Source organism: Bacteroides sp. An269 (assembly GCF_002159755.1).
Lineage (GTDB): Bacteria > Bacteroidota > Bacteroidia > Bacteroidales > Bacteroidaceae > Phocaeicola > Phocaeicola intestinalis.
On the sequence record NZ_NFJG01000023.1, the window covers coordinates 21,958 to 43,712 of the forward strand.

Annotated in this window: 18 protein-coding genes; 15 read left to right on the forward strand and 3 right to left on the reverse strand. The window is 42.1% G+C overall.

Annotated features, from left to right (window positions below):
- Positions 1–13 precede the first annotated feature (13 nt).
- From tssD to B5F71_RS06825, 10 genes are all read left to right on the forward strand, one after another.
- The gene (gene tssD, locus B5F71_RS06780; protein WP_087208679.1) at positions 14–766 is read left to right on the forward strand and encodes a type VI secretion system tube protein TssD; all 753 of its coding nucleotides are present in this window, start codon (positions 14–16) and stop codon (positions 764–766) included.
- 1 nt (position 767) lies between these two features.
- Entirely contained in the window at positions 768–1,316 is a 549-nt protein-coding gene (locus B5F71_RS06785) for a T6SS effector amidase Tae4 family protein (protein WP_087208682.1), read from the forward strand.
- A gap of 8 nt (positions 1,317–1,324) precedes the next feature.
- Positions 1,325–2,086 carry a hypothetical protein gene (locus B5F71_RS06790; protein WP_143269858.1) on the forward strand — a complete coding sequence of 254 codons (762 nt, stop codon included), beginning with the start codon at positions 1,325–1,327 and terminating at the stop codon, positions 2,084–2,086.
- Positions 2,087–2,102: 16 nt separating this feature from the next.
- On the forward strand, positions 2,103–2,987 hold the full coding sequence (locus B5F71_RS06795) for a translation initiation factor 2 (RefSeq protein ID WP_087208687.1): 885 nt from the start codon (positions 2,103–2,105) through the stop codon (positions 2,985–2,987).
- 12 nt (positions 2,988–2,999) lie between these two features.
- Complete coding sequence (locus B5F71_RS06800; RefSeq protein WP_087208719.1) at positions 3,000–3,380, forward strand: hypothetical protein; 381 nt, start codon at positions 3,000–3,002, stop codon at positions 3,378–3,380.
- A gap of 46 nt (positions 3,381–3,426) precedes the next feature.
- On the forward strand, positions 3,427–4,299 hold the full coding sequence (locus B5F71_RS06805) for a hypothetical protein (protein ID WP_087208689.1): 873 nt from the start codon (positions 3,427–3,429) through the stop codon (positions 4,297–4,299).
- Positions 4,300–4,714: 415 nt separating this feature from the next.
- Positions 4,715–5,644, forward strand: coding sequence for a hypothetical protein (locus tag B5F71_RS06810; RefSeq protein WP_087208691.1), 930 nt, complete (start codon positions 4,715–4,717; stop codon positions 5,642–5,644).
- Between the two features lie 1,192 nt (positions 5,645–6,836).
- Complete coding sequence (locus tag B5F71_RS06815) at positions 6,837–11,273, forward strand: ATP-binding protein (protein ID WP_241148571.1); 4,437 nt, start codon at positions 6,837–6,839, stop codon at positions 11,271–11,273.
- Between the two features lie 44 nt (positions 11,274–11,317).
- The gene (locus tag B5F71_RS06820) at positions 11,318–13,495 is read left to right on the forward strand and encodes an AAA family ATPase (protein WP_087208694.1); all 2,178 of its coding nucleotides are present in this window, start codon (positions 11,318–11,320) and stop codon (positions 13,493–13,495) included.
- Positions 13,492–14,598: a hypothetical protein gene (locus B5F71_RS06825; protein ID WP_087208695.1), complete on the forward strand. Its 1,107-nt coding sequence runs from the start codon at positions 13,492–13,494 to the stop codon at positions 14,596–14,598. Before B5F71_RS06820 ends, B5F71_RS06825 begins: the two co-directional genes overlap by 4 nt.
- A 17-nt stretch (positions 14,599–14,615) precedes the next feature.
- On the opposite strand, the gene mobC is transcribed toward B5F71_RS06825, so the two are convergent.
- The 3 genes from mobC to mobA form a co-directional block, all read right to left on the reverse strand.
- Entirely contained in the window at positions 14,616–16,646 is a 2,031-nt protein-coding gene (gene mobC, locus B5F71_RS06830) for a conjugal transfer protein MobC (protein WP_087208697.1), read from the reverse strand.
- Between the two features lie 141 nt (positions 16,647–16,787).
- Positions 16,788–18,032 (reverse strand): conjugal transfer protein MobB, encoded by a 1,245-nt coding sequence (gene mobB / locus B5F71_RS06835; protein WP_087208699.1) that lies wholly within the window; start codon positions 18,030–18,032, stop codon positions 16,788–16,790.
- Complete coding sequence (gene mobA, locus B5F71_RS06840) at positions 18,017–18,439, reverse strand: conjugal transfer protein MobA (protein ID WP_087208700.1); 423 nt, start codon at positions 18,437–18,439, stop codon at positions 18,017–18,019. Before mobA ends, mobB begins: the two co-directional genes overlap by 16 nt.
- Positions 18,440–18,700: 261 nt before the next feature.
- Between mobA and B5F71_RS19800 the strand changes: the two genes are divergently transcribed.
- The 5 genes from B5F71_RS19800 (at position 18,701) to B5F71_RS06870 (ending at position 21,595) form a co-directional block, all read left to right on the forward strand.
- On the forward strand, positions 18,701–19,000 hold the full coding sequence (locus tag B5F71_RS19800; protein ID WP_143269859.1) for a hypothetical protein: 300 nt from the start codon (positions 18,701–18,703) through the stop codon (positions 18,998–19,000).
- Positions 18,997–19,359 carry a DUF3408 domain-containing protein gene (locus B5F71_RS06855; protein WP_087208706.1) on the forward strand — a complete coding sequence of 121 codons (363 nt, stop codon included), beginning with the start codon at positions 18,997–18,999 and terminating at the stop codon, positions 19,357–19,359. Before B5F71_RS19800 ends, B5F71_RS06855 begins: the two co-directional genes overlap by 4 nt.
- 369 nt (positions 19,360–19,728) lie before the next feature.
- Positions 19,729–20,499 carry an AAA family ATPase gene (locus B5F71_RS06860; RefSeq protein ID WP_087208708.1) on the forward strand — a complete coding sequence of 257 codons (771 nt, stop codon included), beginning with the start codon at positions 19,729–19,731 and terminating at the stop codon, positions 20,497–20,499.
- A gap of 14 nt (positions 20,500–20,513) precedes the next feature.
- Entirely contained in the window at positions 20,514–20,933 is a 420-nt protein-coding gene (locus B5F71_RS06865) for a DUF3408 domain-containing protein (protein ID WP_087208710.1), read from the forward strand.
- A complete protein-coding gene (locus tag B5F71_RS06870) occupies positions 20,921–21,595 on the forward strand; it encodes a DUF4122 family protein (RefSeq protein WP_087208712.1) in 675 nt (224 codons plus the stop codon). The genes B5F71_RS06865 and B5F71_RS06870 overlap by 13 nt, the downstream gene beginning before the upstream one ends.
- The last annotated feature ends 160 nt before the right edge of the window (positions 21,596–21,755 follow it).

The window sequence follows — 21,755 nt, forward strand, 5'->3', positions numbered from 1 at the left end:
AAACTTTACAGTTATGATTTATCAGGCAATATTAAAAATCGGAGGCAAAGAGATACCGTTGCTCTATTACAGCTACCGGTGTCATCTCCGGCACTGTGACGATCCGAATTTGGGGCGAATCATACAGCTGCATATACAAGTTTGCGAAGAAATAGGAAACCGGGAAAATCTGCCGGTTGAGGGAGACCTGATTACACTCATGTTTGAATGCAGCGGTGACGAGCAGTTTTTTTATGACTGGCTGAACGAAGGATCCATGCACTATGGGGAAATTCATTTCATCTATAACGAAAATGAGGTGGTGGATATTTTCCGGTTTTGGGACTGCTTCTGTTTGAAGATAGAGGAAAGCATGAGTGCCGTGAACTCTCCGATGGTGATGACTGTGTACCTGTCGCCGGGGATTATCAAGAGGAATAATCTGGAGGTTAGAGAAAAAGTGTGGAAAATCAGTGACATCATGCAAAAACAGTCTATCTCTCCTATTATGCAAATTAAGGATAAAGGAATCACTGAAGTTTATTGGACGTATAGTAAAGATTTTATTCGTTTGAAAAAGAAATCAAGACATTATATTGATCTAAATTTACATATTAAAACTCATGGATATATGCCCGGCGAATGCATAGCCATATCAATAAAAAGAAATGATTTAACTTCTATTGCAATAGAAACGAATCAAATACAGATTATAGGACGAGTTAATAATAACAATGAAGTTATTATTGAAAATGTTTTTGAGAAATATACTTTAAATTTGCGTTAGAATGGTAGATATTATTGTTGAAGTTGAAAGTTTTAAATCAACTTCATTGCAAATAAATAGACCTAAATGGATTGATGTATATAAACATTATCCCAAAATAAATGCAGGTTTATTAAATGAAAACGATGAACCTGCGGTTAGTATTTTTAAAAAACTCTTTGGTGAAAATTATGATAGACGGGTTTTTATAAATGCTTGTGCTACAAGAGTGTCTATTGCGTTATTAGGTGCGAATATAAAAGTAAAAGGAGATTTTGTCATACAGAAAGGTGAATATAAAGGGAAGGGCATTATAACAAGTGCTATTAAACTGTTAAAATGGTTGTCTTCTGATTCAGTCTTTGGAAAAGCTGATATCGTAATTAATTCTCCTTCTTGCTTTAATGATGTTTATTCGAAACTTAAAGAAAAAAAGGGAATCTACATTCTTGAGTCTAATAATTATAGATGGGCAAGCGGACATGCGACCTTGTGGTATAATGGAAATGCAATAGGCAAACATAATTATTGGAATCATGCAAAATCAATTCATTTTTGGGAATTAAAATAAGAAAATATATGAAAATAATCATTTTAGCTTTGTTACAGTTGTTATCTGTAGCTGTTGGATTATCACAAAATCGAAATGTTTTTCAACGAGAAGTCAATTGTATAAATAAGATGCCACTTCGCGTTGCATATCTTACACTTATTGATAGTCTGGGACGATGTGTAAATGAAGAATTCTTAGACTCTGAAGATATGTGTCATTATGCACTTGTAGGAGAGATAAACAGTGATATGAACGTATTATCTACTATATATTTTGATAATCAAAATAATATTAGAAAAATCATAGAATCTTGGCCAGACGGTGGATATCTTAAAAAAATTATATATTATAATGAAAAAGAAAAACCTATATATATGATTTATTGTAAGGATGCAGAAATTTATGGGAAAATATATTGCGATGAACATAATTCCGATACTAAAAAATCTGCTACAAGATGTAGTTATAACAAATTTAAACAAGTTGAAATGGGATACTCTATAAATGAAATCAAAAATATTAGCAATGTTTTTTTACAAGAACATTTTTATACCCCAAGAATTAATTTTAAAATAAAACCTGGAGACAAGGGATTTCTTTGCAGCTCACATATATACATGTCTATTAAAGGGAAATTAACGCAAGTTGGAGCAGATAGCATACAAATTAGCTTTGGGATGCCTATTATTATAAATTCTATAAAGAAAAAGTGGTGTAAAATTTCTTCTGTATTCAATTCTTTCATTGGTTATATACCTACTGATGATATAGAAATAATAAAACCCTAAAAATAAATTAGATAATATGAATACTCTACTTGATAATTTTCATATTTCGTTGATGTTTTATATGTCGATTAACGATAAATATGACTATACAATGGACTATATGGAAAACGTAGCCCGGAGCTTCACCAAGAAGTATCCAAGCTACCTTATCCATAAGAAAAGCGAAGACAAGATAAAAGCCTTTTTGACCGACAGGGTGAAGGCTAAAGTGGAAACCTTTGCCAATGCAGAAGCAAAGAACGTGGCAGTGACCGAGGTGCGTGAAATGTCAGACCTCATCGCAGAATACGAGGGAACGGAAAACTCATCCCCTTATGGAACGCATCCGACGGATACCCCCTCTTTGGGAAGCACCGGTGTAGAGCTTGCCATGAGCGTGGGCACAAGGATGTCAGACATCCGTCCCGTTAATGTCGCCAAGCCCGCAGGCGCATCAGGGAAGCCCAAGATAATGAAGCGAAGCGTCATCCGTGTAACAGTGGAGCTGGAAGTGCTAATGGAAACCAAGCAATATCTGCAATTCCTGCAACAGGTTCAGGATCTGTTCAGCCTGCATGAATTCCCCAACTTGAGGTGCCGCGTGATGTGCAGCCAGAAAAAGGTGATAATCAACGAAGAGCCTTCACCTGTTGAGGTGAAGGTGGTAGAAGATAGAAAATATCAACGCTGGTTTGTTGCCTTTACACTGTTGATGATATGTTGTGTAGGTGGAATCATAACCCTGTTCTTTTCCATTCCGAACCTGTATAAACAGAACATCCATTTCCTGCGGAACGATACGATACATCAGGACTTTTCCATATCCAACAGCATGATAGACCTGGATAATGTGAGCCTGATTAAAAACGGCGGGAAAGACACGCTTATCATCAAAGACAAAAAACTGATTATTGCCAAGTAAAAAGGAATGCTTATGAATCCAATGGAAATACAACACCTTAAGACAGCCCTGTCGCAAAGCGGATGTCCGGAAGACCTACTGGCGGACTATCTGGACTTTCTGCAAAACGGAGGACAACAAGTGGAAATTGTACGGAACAACATCACCCAAGTGTTTCAGAAAGAAGCCCTCTACCGGCAGCGAAGACATGAAACCATGGAGGGAACAGTAACCTTTCGGAACAAGGAGCAACATGGGACCGGGAACTCGGACACGGGCGTGTTTATCGGGATAGAATTTATCCGCTGTTGTTTCACTCATGGTATTCCGGCACGGATGCTGAAGGTCGTGAGGGAGCATGGAGAAGTGGTGGAGTTTGTTGTGGGGTTTGGGATAAAGTCTATGTGTCTTTAGTTTATAACTATAGGAAGAAGATGTAAAACAGTTTATACAATACTATATGGAGGCATATTTAAAGAACAAATTGCAGGTAGAAATTGTGAATGCATTGAAGCAGTGCATAAAAGGACTTACGAATCCTGATGAACCTGCATACATAGCAGCACTCGTTAATCAATTACCTTCTCACTTAGAAGCTATACTCAACCATACTTTTCCCACATTGAATTTCAAAGTTGGAGGCTGTTTCCTCCATCAAAAGCCTATTGCAGAATTTTGCGAAAAAAAATCGTTAGGATACAAAAAGGATCCTGAGATAGGAGATTTACTCATTGTATATAAAAAAATACATGGTGCAGAAGTCGTATATAACGCTTTGCTACTACAAGCCAAGAAACTGAATGGAAATACGGACAGTATTTACCATCATAAAATTGGTTATAATGATATGCATCAGCTATTTTTATATACCCATTGGCCTAAATTTATATATCGAAAAGCCAATAACTTGAACGGAAGGAAAAGAAGCGTAATACCTAAAGCCATAACGGCAGGTGCCCAGTATTTGTTGATAGATAGAAATGCTGTTTGTACACCGTTTTGGTGTGCCATGCCCAATGATATACTCGTTGCATCAAAATGTCTGGCCTCACAATTGGTAGATTTTGTTGAATTCCAAACCGGACGGACTTTTGTCAAGTGTGCCCCCAGAGACAGCTGGTCACAAATGATTTGGGATTTGCTGAAAATTTCATTTCAATCTGTATTTAATAAATCCAAATATGGATATGTAAAGGCCTCAAGAGCTTCTGATGAGATTTCTGATTTTTTGGATCTACCCCAAAAGCTTACCCTGTCAGATAATAATAATGTTGGAATTCCCATTCTTTGTATCCAAAGTGAAGAAAAAGAGGGCAATGATGAATTGAAATGACAATAGGCCAGATATTCACCTGTCAATCCTTGGCCTATGAGGGATGGTTAAATGAAAACAAGACCAATTATTTTTAAACTTCAGGTTTATTGCCTCTAAAACAATAGGTACCCCCAATCGTAGAGCTCCCAGTACGGGTACACTTGATGTAGTGGAGATAACACTGTTAGTAATCAGCGCATGTATCGAAATGAGATGCTGCAAAATCATCTATCCACAGTAGTCAAAGACACGACTTGTCAAAAGGTTGTGTCTTTTTTTACCTCACATATTGAGCGTTTTGTGTTTTTTTTGTATTTTTGCAAACCGATTGGTCGGTATTTGTTGGGGCAGGCTAATATGGAAGGAATCAACTAATGTTCCATTTGTCTATCTCCCTATCTAGCAATAGTGTTAACTTTAATATTGAAACAAGATGAAAGATGTGATTAATACTCTTGAGAAATTCAAGCAATACAGAGAAAGAAAAATATGCGAATACATTCGTGAACATTCTTTGTTTTGCGGAGTTCCTGTGCAATGGCTTACAACAATATGTATTGTTTTGGGTTGTGCCGTCCTATGCTGGGTGATATTATTGGTTTATGGAATAATATGTGATCATTTTCATTTAATGTTAGTTGGCTTTAAACAGAATTCATTGTTTCACTATTTTATTAGTCTTATAGACTATTCTGCAAATTATAAATATAGATTAGTACTAGGGGGATACTTATTGATCCTCTTTTCTTTATTGTTTGCTTTTTTCAAGAGGAAGCTTCGCAATTCAAAAGAAATCGAAGCCGTTATGTTAAAATGTTCCATTGAATTGATGAGATATGAAAAATCCATATCGGATAAAATAAAATCAGCAAATTTAAACTTTGAAAAAAGATCCAAAGAAGAGGATGTGAAATATCTTGAGAATAGGAAACAGAATTTAAAATCAGCCTGTTTAAACCGCCAAAAAGTGACTCTGACTAATTTTTATGAACTTCGGGAAGAAATCAGAATTCTTTCAGAAGAACAAGAAAACCAAAGAAACACAGTAAACAATAATGAGAAAATTTGCCAACTAAAGAAGAAACAAGCTGAAACTTTAGAAAAATGCTATAATGACTGCTTGCTGTATAAACAAGACATAAATAAAAACCAAATAGAAATTGAAATATTAGGATCTCAAATAAATAACATTCAAAAAGATGCGGAAAACCATTCAAAAACAGAGGAAGACCTCAAATTTAAAGATGCTATTAATACTATCAATGCAGATATAAATTCAGGAGATATAAATAGTTTTTACAAAGATTCATTAAAATCATTTTTTTACGACTTACTAGGAAAAGCATCGCAATTAAAGATATAAAAGCACTATGAAACAACAGTATGCCAACCCTTTTGACCGGTACTCATCACGTACCAAGCGTTTGAACTATTATCTTCCTTTTTTACGAGAGAGACGTTTTACGAATAAGCAAAATATTCATGAAGCTTTTATTGGAAGAGAAGATATTTTGTACAGGCTAAGGAACTGGATTACGAATAAAGACAAAACCGGTTCGTTCTTAGTGGCTGGATATAGGGGGATGGGGAAATCTTCATTTGTTGAAAAAGCATTATACGATATCACCAGACAACGACGGAGAAGCAGTAAAATTGAATTCATATTCTTTATACTGCATTTGATAACCATTGCTTTATTTTGTTCCCTCTTCATAATAAAGCCTATTGATAATATTCATTACCTTTTTATTGGGCTTGCAGCATTAGCTATGCTCTCTATTTTCTGCTATGTAAAAAAATATCACATAAGATATTGTTGGGGATATTTTTGCTTGTATTGCGGTCTCGTCAAGCACATTATCCAGCATGGAGAATGGCGCAAGAATAGCACCAGTGATATAGGGAAATCTATAAAGGAATGCATTGCAGAATGTTGTGGCAGGCTTCGAAAAATAGACAAAGAAGAGCGTAGCCGCCTGAATAAAATCATTTTCAAAGATTATAGAAGAAAAACGGCCCAGCGAATAGCCATCCAAATCAATTTAGGGCATGAAATCCTCACAGAAAGAGACATACTGTGTCTAATAGCCAAACGAATAAAAGCAGAGGTGGAAAATTTCGTTTCCAACAAACATCTGTATTTTCTGCCCGCATATTTTTACATTTTAGTATGTTGTTTTGCCACATTGGGAATCATGAAGCAATTAAACGGCCCTATTAAAGAGGTAGTCCAAAAGATTTATGAACAACAAATATCCCCATCCTCTTCTACTTCTGAAGTTCATATTGCAAATGCCTCTGATATGGCAGCCAAAGGAGAGGTGTCTTTTATCCACTTACAAGAAAACAGCAAACCCGGTTTCTTTCAAACACTTACTTCTTATCTCAAAACCTTTTTCATACAACTAAAAGAAACAAGCAATGGCTATATTATTCTTTTCAAAATAATCTGTTTTGTTCTAATTTATCTATGCATCAGAAAACTACTGCGAATTACGTTCTTGTTCATTCCAGGAATCAAGCAATATGTATGGATAAGAAAACAATTGAATACTTTGAATGACAGAATCCATACCGTAATTGACGAAGAAACGCCCCCATTAGCCGAAGGCAGCCAAGGTTTCATCAACATCACTTTCGGGAAACGAAGGAAGAAAAACTATCCAATTGCGGAAGTACGCGAGATAGAAAGCGAACTGATAGACATATTATCGCATTTTGACCGCATTATCAACGCATATACGCTCAAGTTTGTCATCGTATTTGATGAGTTGGACAAGATAGATCCGGAGATGAGCAACAAAGAACCGGAAGATGAGCTATTCGCGACATTTGAAGGTACTGCCAATGGCTTTTCCGGGGATTCCAGTTCCCGCAAAAGGAAAGACAATGTGCTCCGCCTCCTTGCTAATATGAAACATTTTATTTCTACAGCACGCGCCAAATTCATATTCATATCAGGGCGTGAGCTGTACGATGCTTACCTTGCCGGATTGTCTGACCGGGAATTCGCCATAAGCAGCGTTTTTAGCGGTGCAATTTATGTGGACAGCTTTCTGACATCAAACCGCACACAAATGAATGTCATCTCCATGACTGAACAATATCTGTGCAAAATGCTCCTGCCTAAAAAATATCTGCGGAACAAAATGAAAGAAAAATATTACCGATACGGCATAAGCACCCCTGAATATCCTTCGTTGAAATGGTATTACAGGTACCTACGTGAGCTTGAAAAGGATAATCCTTCTTCCAGTGCAGCAGAAGAATGGCGGTTGAAAGGAGGAATCGTATTCCTGCATTATTTCTCCATTTATCTGACCCATATCAGTAATGGGTCACCACAGAAAATTCTTTCTTATTTCCGCATGTATGTGAGGACTGAAGATAACCTATACCGCAAAGGAAATAAATCCCCTTATATCTATGGATGGAAAACACGTGACAAACGTAAGCATCCAAGCAAGAACTATGTGTTGACCTTCAATTATGTCAATCAACGGAAAATAGCTTTTATCTTCTATATGGCTTATCCTATCATGCAGGCTATCATCAACAATGCCAGCCAATACGGCGACAAACTATTGATATCCGCATCGTTTCTAATGAATCATATCTATAAATACCACAGCTACAGTTTTTCCTGGAGAAATCTGGAGCAGGCACCCGAACTGCTGGAAGTGTACCGTACCCCAGAGTTGCGCACCTTCATCCATACGATTTTATCCTATATGGTGCATACCCATATGACCAACATTCCATCAGGACTGTATAATTTTAAATTCAGGAAAAGTGTAGCCAGTGAAATTGCCATATTCTCCAAATATTCAGAAGAGATAGCCGCTATATTCAACTTCACACTGGATGAGTCTCTTTCAGTCAAGAAGCATTTCACACGTATGCTCGTGCATTATTCCAATATGCTTAAGCAGACGAATTCAAACTATGAACATTATGCCATCATTCTATCAAGAATCCATCAGGTACTGGGTGACTTGCAAATGACGGACGAAAATTATCTGGATTCAGCCTTGGAATACCGGAACAGCATAGCCTACCTGAAAGATTTGCTTCACCAGAAAGAGGCATCTGAACAAATGGCTTCGGGAGATATCATCCTTCCCCTTATCCGGAATATGCTGAAGCTAGGGCTAACCTATGAGCACCGTAAAACCAACAATTCCGCATACGTTATCTACTACGAACTGATTTGCATGCTGATTGATTTCAGGTATGTGGACGAAGCGAAATTAGGGCTTAAACTCCGTGTGGAAAAATCACAAGACTGGCGAGATAAAAAATATGTACTCTATAAAGAACATGAAACAGGTACCCCCAAAGGGATAGATCCCAACTATTTTGCCACCAAACAAGATGAGATTGAAGAAAAGAAAAATTTCGAGAAAGAGATAGAAACCCAACTGTTGCCTACCCGTGAACATTTGACCGACCAATATGAAATGCAGGGCGATGAACTAGTGACCGGCCTGTCACGGATTCTGACTCCGGAGAAAAGTAACCTGATTTTCCGGTTGTCCCTTTTGGAAGACCTTCGGCTTGTTTACCAAGCTATCCTTGCCAAGCTGTTCGTATTGGAGAAAGTCGAACTGGGAGGAATTACCAAAGCCAATGTGGATGTGGCAGAATCGGAATTCCGTTATTTGTATCGAGTGACCAATGCCAAAGACAAATTCATCATTCTAGTGGATTTCTTCAGGAGACTTGCCGAAATCCTGTACTACAAAAACGGACTCATCAACCGTAATTCAGACCGATTTGTGACCGGGCTTTATTTCTGGGGGTATGAGTTTGACACCGACATTGAAGAATTCTGCCGGGATAACGGACTAAACATCAAGACACAACAATCCATAGAACGCGTTATCAACAGAATATTATGGAGCGATTTAGGCAACGATATCGCCGGATGGAAAGATGTGGATTACACGGAACAATGGGACAGAATAAAAAAACGTCTCATTGATATTGTGGACAAGATGAAACTGGATGATGAGCCATTGAAATCCTATAAAGAGGATACAAAAAAATTCCTCAGGAACTGGAACATTGAAAAATCTTATGTGAAAAATTTGTCCTACTTCAAAGTTGATAAATGTAACAGACATCGGAAAGAAATGCTCCAAAAAGGATGTTCTGTTCCTTGCTTCTCCTGCCGATATTACAACCGAAGCATGCATATCCTGCTGGAATATTTCTTCGGGGAAAAAGTGAACATTGAAGATAAGGTATCCAAAGTACGTGCTTTTTTGAAAAAAGCTAACTGGTCTCCCCAGACCTATTCTCTCAGGCCCAATTATCTGCAGACCATAGCCATCACATTGGACGGCATGGGCAATGTACTGCTCAGCTGCTCAGGGAAAGATTCGGAACTTACAGAGGACTTTTTAAAACAACTGGCAGAATTATCTGACAGCAATAAAGAATTTGAACGAATGGAGGAACTGACCTCACTGGAAAAAGCGATATTGTATTATTGGGCAGCCGCCAGATACTATAAAAGAGGTTCGTTCCTGAAAGACGCCTCTATCAGTATGAAGAAAATCCTGTGCCTGCTGAACCGATATATCATGGTAGAAAAAATGCTTCCTTCGCATACAGACCACCGGATACCAGTCTTGTCCGAATATCTCTGCAAAATCATTGATGTGGTAACACGAAAAGCCACTTTATACCTCTATGCCCACAATGAGAATATCAGTATAGCGGAGATACAAGACCTAAAAGGATTGTTCTCTCTGAAACCATACGAAGACATTTCCCTGGAAAAGCTTTCCCTTTATCCGGATATAGAAGAAATCATCATGCTTTCCACGGAACTAAAACTATATATTTACCGACACTTCAAATACCGACCCTCATTAATGCCTAAAGATTTCAGCAAGGCCGAAACTTTGAACATACTAAAACTATATTCTTACCGTCTGTCATCTGCTTACAATATAGAACGAACCGTCCAACAACTGATTGTGGAATCCCGCATGAAAGCCATCTGGAACTATATGTTCATAGACTATCTGTTTGACGGCATCGATTTAATGGAATATCATGTAGCCAAAGGACAACGAAAAATAAGGTACAGGACTGATACCCCCATTGTATTTTATAAGAAATTCGCCCGTTTCTTAAAAGAGCCTTTGAAAAAGAATAAATTGGAACTGTTTGGCATGAATCTGGAAGAATGCGGCATGACGGAAGATTACCTGACTGTAAAAGATAAATTGCAATTAATTGAATTCCTTTTGAAAGACTCCATGTTCTGCTTGCAACGAATATTGTCCGTACTAACGACCAATACCAACCAACTGCTGCACACAAACAGTTATATTGCAGAAATCTACCGGATGATGTTTGCCTGGACACAAATCTTCAAATTCCTGTATTTCGCATACGAATACATGGACGCGGAAGAGGCTGTACAAAATAAGATTCTTATAGCCCTAAACTCTTTCATCACATCCCGCCACATTTCTATGGAAGAGCCCTTGACTGACATGGAAGAAAGAAGGAACATGCAGACTATCAAAAAAGTTTTGGAATTATGTGTCTGTGAAATCGGAAGCGAAGGACTTGAGCCCGATTTCGGAACTTTAGGCACCGAATTTTATAACCACATCCTGTCGGTCATTGAACCGACCAATTTGCGGTATATCATCAGTAACTATCCGGCAGAAATGGCCCTGATGTATTACAGAAAAACAACAGAAATGCATACGGAAGGAAATGCATATAAAGAGATGGTTGCCGGGCTGTATTATCTGGATGATGACCTGCAGAATGATACCGAGCAGTTCTATATGGCACTGGAACGCTATCTGATTAACTGCGGATACATAGACTGCATGTCGAAAGCCATAAAGGATATTTATAGCAAGGCGTATATCTATACTGCGGAATGCTATGAAAATGGCGATCCGAACATTCCCCGACCGGAATACCAGAATGTGGATCCGATATGGGGGATGAATATTTGATGCTAAAATAATATTATTCAATTCGTTATTAAAAGATATATAATATGCCAGCAAAGTTAGACATTACAAAGCCCTTGCGGCTTATTGGAATTCAAATTTTTGAAGATACTTTGAGTGATGTAAGAAAGGCTTTAGAGCCAGGATGGTACCCTTTTATTAAATGCAAACGAGATATAGGAACCTCCAAGGATTCATACCCAGAAATTTCTGATGACGAGTGTCCACAAGATTATTACAGAATAAATGAAGATTTACCCAAGATTTCCATTTCTGCAATAGTCGGGAAAAACGGTTCCGGTAAATCATCATTATTGGATATTTTGTATCGCATCATTAATAATTTTGCTGAAAATACGTTTTTGAGGAAAGGGCTGGACGAGACCAACGAAATTGGGCATGCCCAAGGCATTTCAGGTCGGCTGCATTTTGAGCTGGACGGAGTGCAAAAATTCATAGAATGCAATGATTTTGGTACAGACTATTATGAGATAATAGACGGACAGCCCGAAAAAATACAAATTCATGGATTGACTGAAAAACAACGGGATGCTATACTTAATGGATTTTTCTACACAATCAGCGTAAACTATAGTCTTTATGCATTTAATCCTTCGGACTTCAATTCAAAATTCCGACCAAAAGATAATAGTAACGATGGTGATTGGCTCAATTATTTATTCCACAAGAACGATGGCTATTATATTCCATTGGTATTAACTCCATTCCGTGACAAGGGTCAGATAGACATAAATAATGAAAACAGCTTAGCACAGCAACGGATTGAAATTTTATCTCTTATGTTTCATTCACAAGGGAAGGAATTTCTGGATGAATATCAACCGATATACTACAAGTATAAATTCAATCCACAATATAAAGAGTTAAAGCAACAAAAACTATTGGAGAAACCTATCAGGAATGAAATACGAGATGGACAAGACCTGATTATCGCTCAAATAGAAGAACTTTGGAAGAAAATTCTTATTGGCAAATGGAACATTGATTTGGAGCAAAATAATTCCAAACGCGATGAAATAGCTTTGTACTATCTGGCATATAAAACACTTAAAATATGCTCTACCTATCCTCACTATAAAGAAATGTCAGATTGGGATTCTTTGATGAAAATGCAGGAACCTAAAATGATGATTGATAGTAGGACTGGAAATGAACGACCTGTCATTAACAAAGATGGCAGTAAAAGAATGTATGTAAAAGAAAGCAACATATTAACGTGGTACAAAAGTCACATCCAACATTTATTGAATGTCATCAAAGATATAGCCGAAAATTCGAATAGCCATATCACCTTGAAAATTCATCAATGCTTGAATTATCTTACTCAACATACGTATCTAAAAGGTGAAGACTGTTTGGATGTGGACAAAGATTTATTGCAAGGTAAAAAATACGAGACTTATGATGATATGATGAAATTGCTGGCACCATCCTTTTTTATCACAGAAGTTGTTTATCGGAAAATGGATACAAAAAGGATGGACCAAAAAGATAATAGTCAAGAAATCACCTTGCAATCCATGAGCAGCGGTGAAAAACAAATGCTGTATAGTTTAAGCTACATATTTTATCATATAAAAAATATCGCCAGCATAAAGAGTGAAAATGGCAAACGTGTAGTAGGTTATCACCATATCAATCTGATATTTGACGAAGCAGAATTGTACTATCACCCAGAATATCAACGACAGTACATAAAAAGACTGTTAGAACGCTTAGCCATGTGCCATATCAACCGAACAAATATCCGTAGCATCAACATTATAATCGTTACACATTCACCATTTATTCTATCAGATTTGCCAGAAACCAATATTTTATTTCTGGATAAAAGTGAAGAATATACAAATGAAAAAACGAGTACAACTTTAGGAGCCAACATTTATGATTTATTGAAAAATGGATTTTTCCTAGAATATGCTATTGGCGATCTAATACAAATGAAACTGCGTGAAATATTAGATCTGTATTATGAGGATGATATGAATAAGCAACAGCGAATATTTGTGGAGAAAAAAGACCATATTAAGTTCACAATAGATCATTTAGGTGAAGAATATATTCGTAGTAATTTCAACCAAATTTACAAACAATTGGAGCAACGAATATTGCATAAGTCACAAGAAGAACAGATTCGTGATGAAATTCGTTATCATGAAGAACAAATTAATTCATTGAAGGACAAATTAGAAAAGAAGAAATGAGAAAAGTAGCATATCAAAATAGGAATATCCTTAAAACTTACATGCAAATTTTTCAACCGACACTAACGAAAATGCAAACTAGTTGGGAGAGTTTGCGAAAAACCAATGTCGAACTACAACAATTTCCAGCAAATATTCAGGATATACTAATTGGAAATTTTCATCAATTAGTACAATGGTACAATTTGTTTATGAATTGGTCATTATCCATAAGAGAAAAATTGAATAGTAGTTTAGAAACACTATTTAATTATGATGACTGGAGTCAAGAAATAGCTGAGTTTTTCAAAGACCCACAAAATGGCTTCAGCATCTCATCATGCCATTATTGTGACATGGCTTATATTAATGTATTCGAAATAGATCCTGATGCAGATGCTATTTATTTTTTGAATACTGCATCTGATGAAGAATTAAAAGCAAAATTAAAGGTAAAATCAGATAATACCATTGAGAAGATTAAGCAAGCGCGTATATTTCATAGTAAAAATGACTTTAAAGCATTAAAAACAAGATTCGCTCCAGATAAATATGAAAAGACTTTTAAACCTAATTATAAGTATCGACATCACTTTGACCTTGATCATGTGCTACCCAAATCTAATTGCAGATTGGTTTCGCTTTCCTTGTTTAACTTCGTACCAAGTTGTCAAATCTGCAATCAAAAGTTGAAAAAAACAAAGGTATTAAGAGACTTATCAGGCGCTCCATGCGAAAAATTAAGCCCGACAAGCCCTAATTTTGACTTTGACAGTAATGCAGAATTTCATATTATACCCAAACAAGGTACAAATCCGGGACGTATCAGACCTGTACTTCACCCTCAAGATTTTGAACTAAAAATATTATGCAAAGACCCTGATTATGAAAATTTTGTCAACTTATTCAAATTAAAGGAGCGTTACCAATCTCACATAAAAATTGCATTGCATTGGATGGAAATGAAAATTGATTATACAGATGCACATATTCAAATGATGGCAAATTCATTACAACATTTTGGTTATAGTTTTGAAAAAATCAAATGTGACATTTTCCAAAAAGACCTTTATGACAATGGAGAAATGAGTTTTACGAAATTAAGGAATGATATGTTGAAATAGCGTGATAGCATACCATTTTAATCTTTAGATTCTTCATCATTCTCTTTCAGCCCCAACCGTTCACGTAGTTCCGGGTCTGCCTTGATACGTTCCATTTCCTCATTGACAATCGCCTGTGCGTCTGCCTTGATGCGGTCGTAGTTGCGCTGGATCTGCTGGAACATGATATCGTTGCCGTCCTTGTCCCTGAAAGCGTTGATGACAGGTATCTTTTTGTACGCTTTCTCTTCGGCACTGACCCTGGCGTGGTCCACAACAATCTCGGCATGGAAAATCTTCTGGTCAATCTTCTCGCCGAAGTTGTCCGACACCGAACCGACAAAGGTACCCTGCGAGAGGTTGGCAATCTTGGATGCCGGAATGAGCGAATCAAGCTGGGTATTGATAGACGTAGATACGTCCTGACGGTTGATGGAAACGGACTGCCGCTGCTGGAGCACCTTGCCGAAGCGTTCGGAAAGCGTCTTTGCCGTTTCTCCCACCACCTGGCCGCTGAAGATGTTACCTACCGTATTCTGGATGACCTTGGACTCTTTTTCACCATAGTCCCGGTTAAGCTGACTGAAATCCTGAAAACCCAACAGGACAGCCACCTTGTTACTTCGGGCGGTGGCTATCAGGTTGTCCAGCCCGCGGAAGTAGATGGTGGGAAGTTCGTCAATAATGACCGTGCTCTTCAACTGGCCCTTCTTATTGATAAGCTTGACGATGCGGGAATTGTACAGCCCCAGGGCTGCAGAATAGATGTTCTGGCGGTCAGGGTTATTGCCCACACAGAGAATCTTGGGCTCCTGCGGATTGTTGATGTCCAGCGAAAAATCGTTGCCCGTCATCACCCAATAGAGCTGCGGGGAAATCATACGGGTCAAGGGGATTTTCGCACTGGCTATCTGGCCCTGAAGCTGATCCTGCGCCCCGCCTTTCCAGGCATCCATGAAGGGGGAAAGATAGTTCTCCAACTCCGGATAAGAAGTCAGGATGGTAAACAGGTCGGAATACGGCTTGTTCAACAGTTCGACGGCATGAGGGAACGTGCAGTAGATGCCTCCTTTGAATATTTTGAGGTACCAGATAATGGCTGCAAGAAGGATAATCGGAGACTCCACGAAGAAGTCGCCCTGTTTTTCAATCCAGGTACGGTTCAAGTTGAGCATGATTGTGTAGCTTGCCTCGTACGCATCGGATATGTCCGTCATAAACTCCGGATTGATGGGATTGCAGCGGTGCGAGCGGCGCGGGTCGTCAAAGTTGATAACGTAGAACTTGGGAGTGACCTTATACTTGTCCGTGTTGTGCAGCAACGTGTTGTAGGCAATGGTTGAGAGGTCGTCGAACTTGTAGTCGTACAGGTAGCAACTGAAGCCCTTGGAAATCATCTGGCGGATATAGCTGTTGACCACCGCATAGGACTTTCCCGACCCCGGCGTGCCCAGCACGATGGAGGCCCGGAAGGGGTTGACCACATTGATCCACCCATCATGCATCCTGCCCCCGTAACGGAAACGTGTAGGCAGGTTGACGGAATACTCGTTTTCCATCAGCCGGGTTTCCTGCATGAAGCTCTCGTTCTCGATGTTGAAGCGGTCCTCCATCAGCCGATGTCGGAACAGACGGCTCATCCACAAGCCCGCCTTCAGCAGGCAGAGATAACCGACAGCGAGAGTAAAGACATACAAAACCGTGACCGCCCCGTGAGGGAGGGAGAGATCCAGCAGCCACCAGTTGAGAAAGAACAGCACCGTCCCGGCGAAGAGTGCCGCACTGATTCCTTTCCAGGTAATCTTTTCCCCTTTGACACCTATCGTGCCCAGGCAGGAAATGGCCAGCAGCAGGACCACCGCCAGCTTGCTCCAGAGGATGCAGTTGAAGATTCCCGTAGTGCGGTTGAAATTCAGCAATATCCTGTCTACCACCTCCAATGTCAGGTTCCAGTGGTAAAAACTCGGATAACAGTACACATAGACATGTATCACCAATAGAAATATACTCACGGCTCTGCCGAAATCCATGATTTTGGCAAGTGCCCTCAAATCGTCTTCCTGTTGCATAAGTTCATATATGGTTGAATAATGGTTCTGTTTCTTGAACTGTCAGAAGAACAGACTGGATGAAGCTAAGCATTATCCTACATAAGTCCGTAACTGATGTACCATCAGTCCGGGACTGATGTGGGATGAGTCCGTAACTTATCACAGCCCCCTTCCTTTACGCTTCTTTTTCCGTTTCATACGGCGGCGGAAAGCCTCCTCCTCGTAATCGACCGCCGGATTCTGTTCCATGGAGAGGATGCCGGCCGCCTGTTCCAGCACGCTGCCCTGTTCCGGACGGTGGCTGCGCCAAAGCTCGGCAGAGGGATCCGTCCGCGCAGGAGCCGGGATGCCTTCCCACCAGCGGAAAAGTTCGTTGAACACGTTAGCCGAGAACTCCCTGCCCATGCGCGAGCCGTTGAACACCTCGCGGCGGTCACGGTCGATGAAGGTCACGCCGTATATCCTGCCGGACGCGTTTTCGCGGAACACTACCCCGATATGCTGCCTGTCCAGCATCCTGACCAGCTCCTCCCGTGAGCGGGCGTTGCGCATGACTTCCGCCACCTGCCGCTGTATGGACGGTGCCCACCTGCCTTCCCTGAAGTCCTTCGCATGAACCAGCATCCTCCTGTCCAGCCCTTCCTTCCCGAACCGTTTGCCGAACCGGGAACTCTTGAATGGCGGGCTGACCACCTTCCCGTCATCATCCGTTGCCGCATACACGATGCCAGTATAGGGCCTGCCGCCGTATTCGCCCCGCACCAGCTTCGCTTCAATATTGAGCGTGGACAGCAACGCGCTGTATTCGCCGAAGGTCTGGAAACGGTAACCCTCCAACACGGCTTTCAGCGTATTGCCTACCTGGTGGCGCACGTCACCTGACGAAGCATTCACTTTCTTCAGTTCCGTTCCCCACTCACGCTCCTGTACTTCCGCACTGTTGCGCAGACCGAAATCCTGTTCCAATTCACGGCAGGTTGTCATGGACCGGCGGTGTTCGTAAGCGTCACTGATTTTCCGTCCCTCATCGTCCACGCATACGCTGACGATGTGGATGTGCGGATTGTGCGTGTCGCCGTGCCTGAACACGATGTAAGGCTGACCACCATAGCCCATCTTTTCCATGTACTTTGCCGCCAGCCCTTCCAGTTGTCCGTCCGTCAGCGTATCTTCCGGTGCCGGACTGAGGGCGATGTGCAGGACCGGCTTTTCGGTACGCCGGTTCGCCAACAGGTGGTTCTCGAAGGAGAGCAGCGCCAGCCGCAGGTCCCCGCCCGGCTGGTCCGGACGGTCGGATATGATGCGGTTGCCTGAAAGAACCTGTGCCGTACCTGCCGCCACCTTGCTGAAGTTGTAGGCAAGCGCCCCATAGAGGCTTGCCCCATGGCTTATCTTTGCAACCATTTCTGCTGGTATTCTTCGGTGAGCGCCATCACTTTCCTGCACACGAGTATCAGTTCCAGGTTGGACTTCTCCAGCCGGTAGAGCAAAGCCATCGCCCGCTTTTCTCCGAAGTTGTTGCGGATGGAACGTACCACCTGGTTGTAGTTGTTGCCCACCGCCTGGAACTGCCTGTAGAACTCAGTCAGCCGGACGTAATAATCCATGGTCGCCTTGTCCACCTTCACCACTTTGAGTGTGCCTCCAAAGACGGCCTTCTTGATGAAAAGCGTGCGGTCCCTGGCTCCCGATTCCTCCAACAGTCTGTCGAACTTCGCCTTTTCCGCCGCATTCAGGCGGAAGCTGTATTTGTAGTCCGCTGGATCGTTTTTGGGCTTCCTGCCTGTCCTTGTCCTTGTGTCTTTACCCATATATATTTCCCTTGTTTTCGACTTTGGAGAAAAACGCCCGCTCCGGGCGGGCCGGAGGTCTTTGTCGGGCAGAAGCATTTCTGTCGGACAAAGACACAACTTGCTCTGTTCGTTTGAACAGAGAATCCGCCTTCGCCGGATTGCCGTGCGACGCTTGCGGAGCATGGCAGGCCGGTGAAGCGCATTTTCCTCTTCCATCATGATTCACGGCGCAAAATTAGTCCCTTTCAACGGGCTGTCAAACAGCCGTTTGCCTGACATGTGAAGACATCTGACGCCGTATCATGCCAAAGCATTCCACTGATAACCCATGGGACGGAAATACTTCCTACTTTTGACGTGACGCAAGGGGGCATGCAGTGCTATGCATCCGTTCATGTACTGCCATACGGACCGCCATACGCAAGATATGGCAAGGATGTCTTGCTTCCAGCATTGCATGGATGCCATGTATGCGGCAATGCCGGACGGGATGCACCGCCATACGAAACACATTGCCCTGTCGCGTGCTATAAGAGCGAATTGGAAAACGAATATTCACCTAAATTCAAGAAGTTATGAGAAAGAAGAAAAGCCTGTTTGAAAGCCTGTGCCGGAAAAAGGAAAGCGGCGGCACCATTCTGGTAGAGCAAATAACACTCGGTGCCATTCCGGATGACCGGGAAGGAAACACAGTCGAAGACTTGCGGATGCAGGAAACCTATGAAGACCTCTTCCTGAACCGCAACGAAACCGTGCACCGCAAGCAGACTTACATCAGTTGTGAAACCTACTCCCTGCTTGCCCGCATATTGCCCATGGTCAAGGAAGGAATGACCGTGCCCGCCTTCCTGGACAATGTGCTGGCTCACCACCTGAAAACCTACGGGGCAGAACTGGAAGAACTGTTTCACCGCAAGCTGGGCGATGTGAAATTCTGAGTGCAGCCTTGCAACAGGTATCGTGACATGGTACAGCCACCGTTGCATCACTTGCCGTAACACAGTACATACAGGGATGCAACAGGTACGACGGTGCATCGGATATGTCAATGCCTGTAACCTGTAATGCCCTGCATCCCTTCTTGCAAGTATGGCCCTGATGCATTCCATATTATATTGCATGGATGCATTGGTGGCAATCCTGCCATGCATTCTTTATTGCCATACACTTTGCCATATATACAGTGTCCTATCGTATAGGCCGCATTGTACCAACGGGCGCTGTGTATGCGGCAAGGCACTGATGCAAGGCATTCCGTATGGCAATCCTTATCTGCAAGAATAACCAATCAACCCAAAGAAAATACAATGGAAAAGAAGAAAGAACCTTTGTTCGTTGCCTTGAGCAACCAGAAAGGAGGCGTCGGCAAGTCCACGCTGACGATACTCCTTGCCAGCTATTTCCACTACCGGAAAGGCAGAAACGTGCTGGTCGTGGACTGCGACTATCCGCAGCACAGCATCCGCGACATCCGGGAATGGGATATCAAGACAGTGGAAAAGAACGAAAAGCTTCAGGGAAAGCTGCTGGAACAGTTTGAGGGAAGCGACCGGAAAGCCTATACCGTGCTGACCTCCACCCCCGAAGACGCCAAGCAGACCGCCTACGAATTCCTGGACCGCTCAGAAACCGCCTATGACCTTGTGCTGACCGACCTGCCCGGAACGGTGAATGCCGCAGGCGTATTCCGCTCCCTGGTGAACATGGACTATCTGTTCGTGCCGGTGACACAGAACCGGATGGTCATGCAGAGCAGCATGAACTTCGTGCTTGCCATCCGGGAACTGCTTTCCCGCAATGACAGTTTCCCGCTGAAGGACATCCGCCTGTTCTGGAACTGCATGGACCGCCGGGTGTCCAAGGAACTTTACCGCGCCTACACGGAAATCTTCCGCCACTTGAAACTGAAGACGCTGGAAACCGTGTTGCCGAAGGCGGAACGCTTCAACCGGGGCATCTGCACGGACGGCCAGGTATTCCGCAGCACGCTGTTCCCTCCTTCGCCTTCCCTGCTGAAAGGAAGCCACATCGACCTGCTTGCAGATGAACTGGAAACATTACTTGGACTTACTGACTAAAGATACAGCATAATATGGCAAACAGAAACCGTAAAATATACGATGTGGACGAGGATGTCCTCAAACGGGTAGTGGCGGGGGATACGGCCGCCCTCGAAGAAATGACGGACAACGGCGCATCCCCTTCGCCTAAAAGGAAGGACACAAAAGACGGGGAAAAGGAAGCAGCATCCCTTCACGGGACACCGCCGGAACAGGAAGCGTACCGGAAACGCTTTCTTGCGGAACGCCTCAAGGGCACCCGGCGGCAGACCTACATCCACGATGCGCTGTACCGAGCCATCGCGGGCGTATTGCCGGTAATCGCACCGGACCTGTCGGTGCCCGCTTTCGTGAACAACGTGCTTTCGGACCACCTGAAGCAGTATGAAGAAATTATCAATGGGATTTATAATGAAAAAGCCACTCAAAAACCTATACAATGGAAGAAGTAATCTATCTGTCGGTACGGACGGCCTGTGCCGCCTATATCTTATATAAAGTATGGCAAACGAAAAGCCAAGTCAAAAGAATCTGTGATACGCTGTATGCCGTTTCCTCCTCCGCCCAAGCGGAGGAAAAAGAAACACCAGCTTCTGGACCGCCTCCGGAAGCGGATGTGATGGGCGGTACACAGTCCGTCTATTTAGACGAGAACACGGGCGAAACGGGAGCCCCTTTCCTGAGCCTGCCTCTGGAGAAGGATTTTATCGGCGAAGAAACAGAAACGCCGGATGAGGACGTGGAATGTACGCTGGACCTGGAACGGATGCGCCTGTTGCAGGAAGAACAGGAGGAACTGGATGCCATGAATATACCCACGGAAGCCGTGTCGCAACCGGTAACACAGGCGGACCTGGTGAACATGGCCGACGTGCTGTTCAACCGGAACCGGGCCAGGGAAAACGAGGAACAGTCGTCCCGTGCCGCCCTTACGCTGCATGCGATACGTGAAACGGAAATGTTCGCGGTCATTGAGGCGCAGGTGGAAAACAAAGAGGTCATTGAGGAACTGATGGAAAGGTATCTGGATGAAGAGGGGAATCCGAAGCCGGTCAGGCACGGCACTCCTCCTAAAAATGAGTCCAGAAAGGATTGGAAAACACTGATAGCGTAAATAAGAAGCTGTTTTGAATTTCTCCAAAAAGTTTTTCTTGGCTTGATGTACCCGTTTTCGTGTGTGCTTTGGGCGATTTTTTGGTCCTTTTCGCTCCTGTTCTTCGTCAGATAGCCCGCTATCTTCCTCATCACAGAAGCGAAAATGCCTCAAAAACTCA

What these genes read in the sequence shown, in the direction of transcription:
- B5F71_RS06810 (WP_087208691.1), top strand. Translation starts at nt 4,715, where the DNA reads ATGAAAGATGTGATTAATACTCTTGAGAAATTCAAGCAATACAGAGAA.
- B5F71_RS06785 (WP_087208682.1), top strand. Translation starts at nt 768, where the DNA reads ATGGTAGATATTATTGTTGAAGTTGAAAGTTTTAAATCAACTTCATTG.
- B5F71_RS06790 (WP_143269858.1), top strand. Translation starts at nt 1,325, where the DNA reads ATGAAAATAATCATTTTAGCTTTGTTACAGTTGTTATCTGTAGCTGTT.
- B5F71_RS06870 (WP_087208712.1), top strand. Translation starts at nt 20,921, where the DNA reads ATGGAAGAAGTAATCTATCTGTCGGTACGGACGGCCTGTGCCGCCTAT.
- B5F71_RS06860 (WP_087208708.1), top strand. Translation starts at nt 19,729, where the DNA reads ATGGAAAAGAAGAAAGAACCTTTGTTCGTTGCCTTGAGCAACCAGAAA.
- mobA (WP_087208700.1), bottom strand. Translation starts at nt 18,439, where the DNA reads ATGGGTAAAGACACAAGGACAAGGACAGGCAGGAAGCCCAAAAACGAT.
- B5F71_RS06820 (WP_087208694.1), top strand. Translation starts at nt 11,318, where the DNA reads ATGCCAGCAAAGTTAGACATTACAAAGCCCTTGCGGCTTATTGGAATT.
- B5F71_RS06825 (WP_087208695.1), top strand. Translation starts at nt 13,492, where the DNA reads ATGAGAAAAGTAGCATATCAAAATAGGAATATCCTTAAAACTTACATG.
- tssD (WP_087208679.1), top strand. Translation starts at nt 14, where the DNA reads ATGATTTATCAGGCAATATTAAAAATCGGAGGCAAAGAGATACCGTTG.
- B5F71_RS06865 (WP_087208710.1), top strand. Translation starts at nt 20,514, where the DNA reads ATGGCAAACAGAAACCGTAAAATATACGATGTGGACGAGGATGTCCTC.
- B5F71_RS06805 (WP_087208689.1), top strand. Translation starts at nt 3,427, where the DNA reads ATGGAGGCATATTTAAAGAACAAATTGCAGGTAGAAATTGTGAATGCA.
- mobB (WP_087208699.1), bottom strand. Translation starts at nt 18,032, where the DNA reads ATGGTTGCAAAGATAAGCCATGGGGCAAGCCTCTATGGGGCGCTTGCC.
- B5F71_RS06800 (WP_087208719.1), top strand. Translation starts at nt 3,000, where the DNA reads ATGAATCCAATGGAAATACAACACCTTAAGACAGCCCTGTCGCAAAGC.
- B5F71_RS06855 (WP_087208706.1), top strand. Translation starts at nt 18,997, where the DNA reads ATGAGAAAGAAGAAAAGCCTGTTTGAAAGCCTGTGCCGGAAAAAGGAA.
- mobC (WP_087208697.1), bottom strand. Translation starts at nt 16,646, where the DNA reads ATGCAACAGGAAGACGATTTGAGGGCACTTGCCAAAATCATGGATTTC.
- B5F71_RS06795 (WP_087208687.1), top strand. Translation starts at nt 2,103, where the DNA reads ATGAATACTCTACTTGATAATTTTCATATTTCGTTGATGTTTTATATG.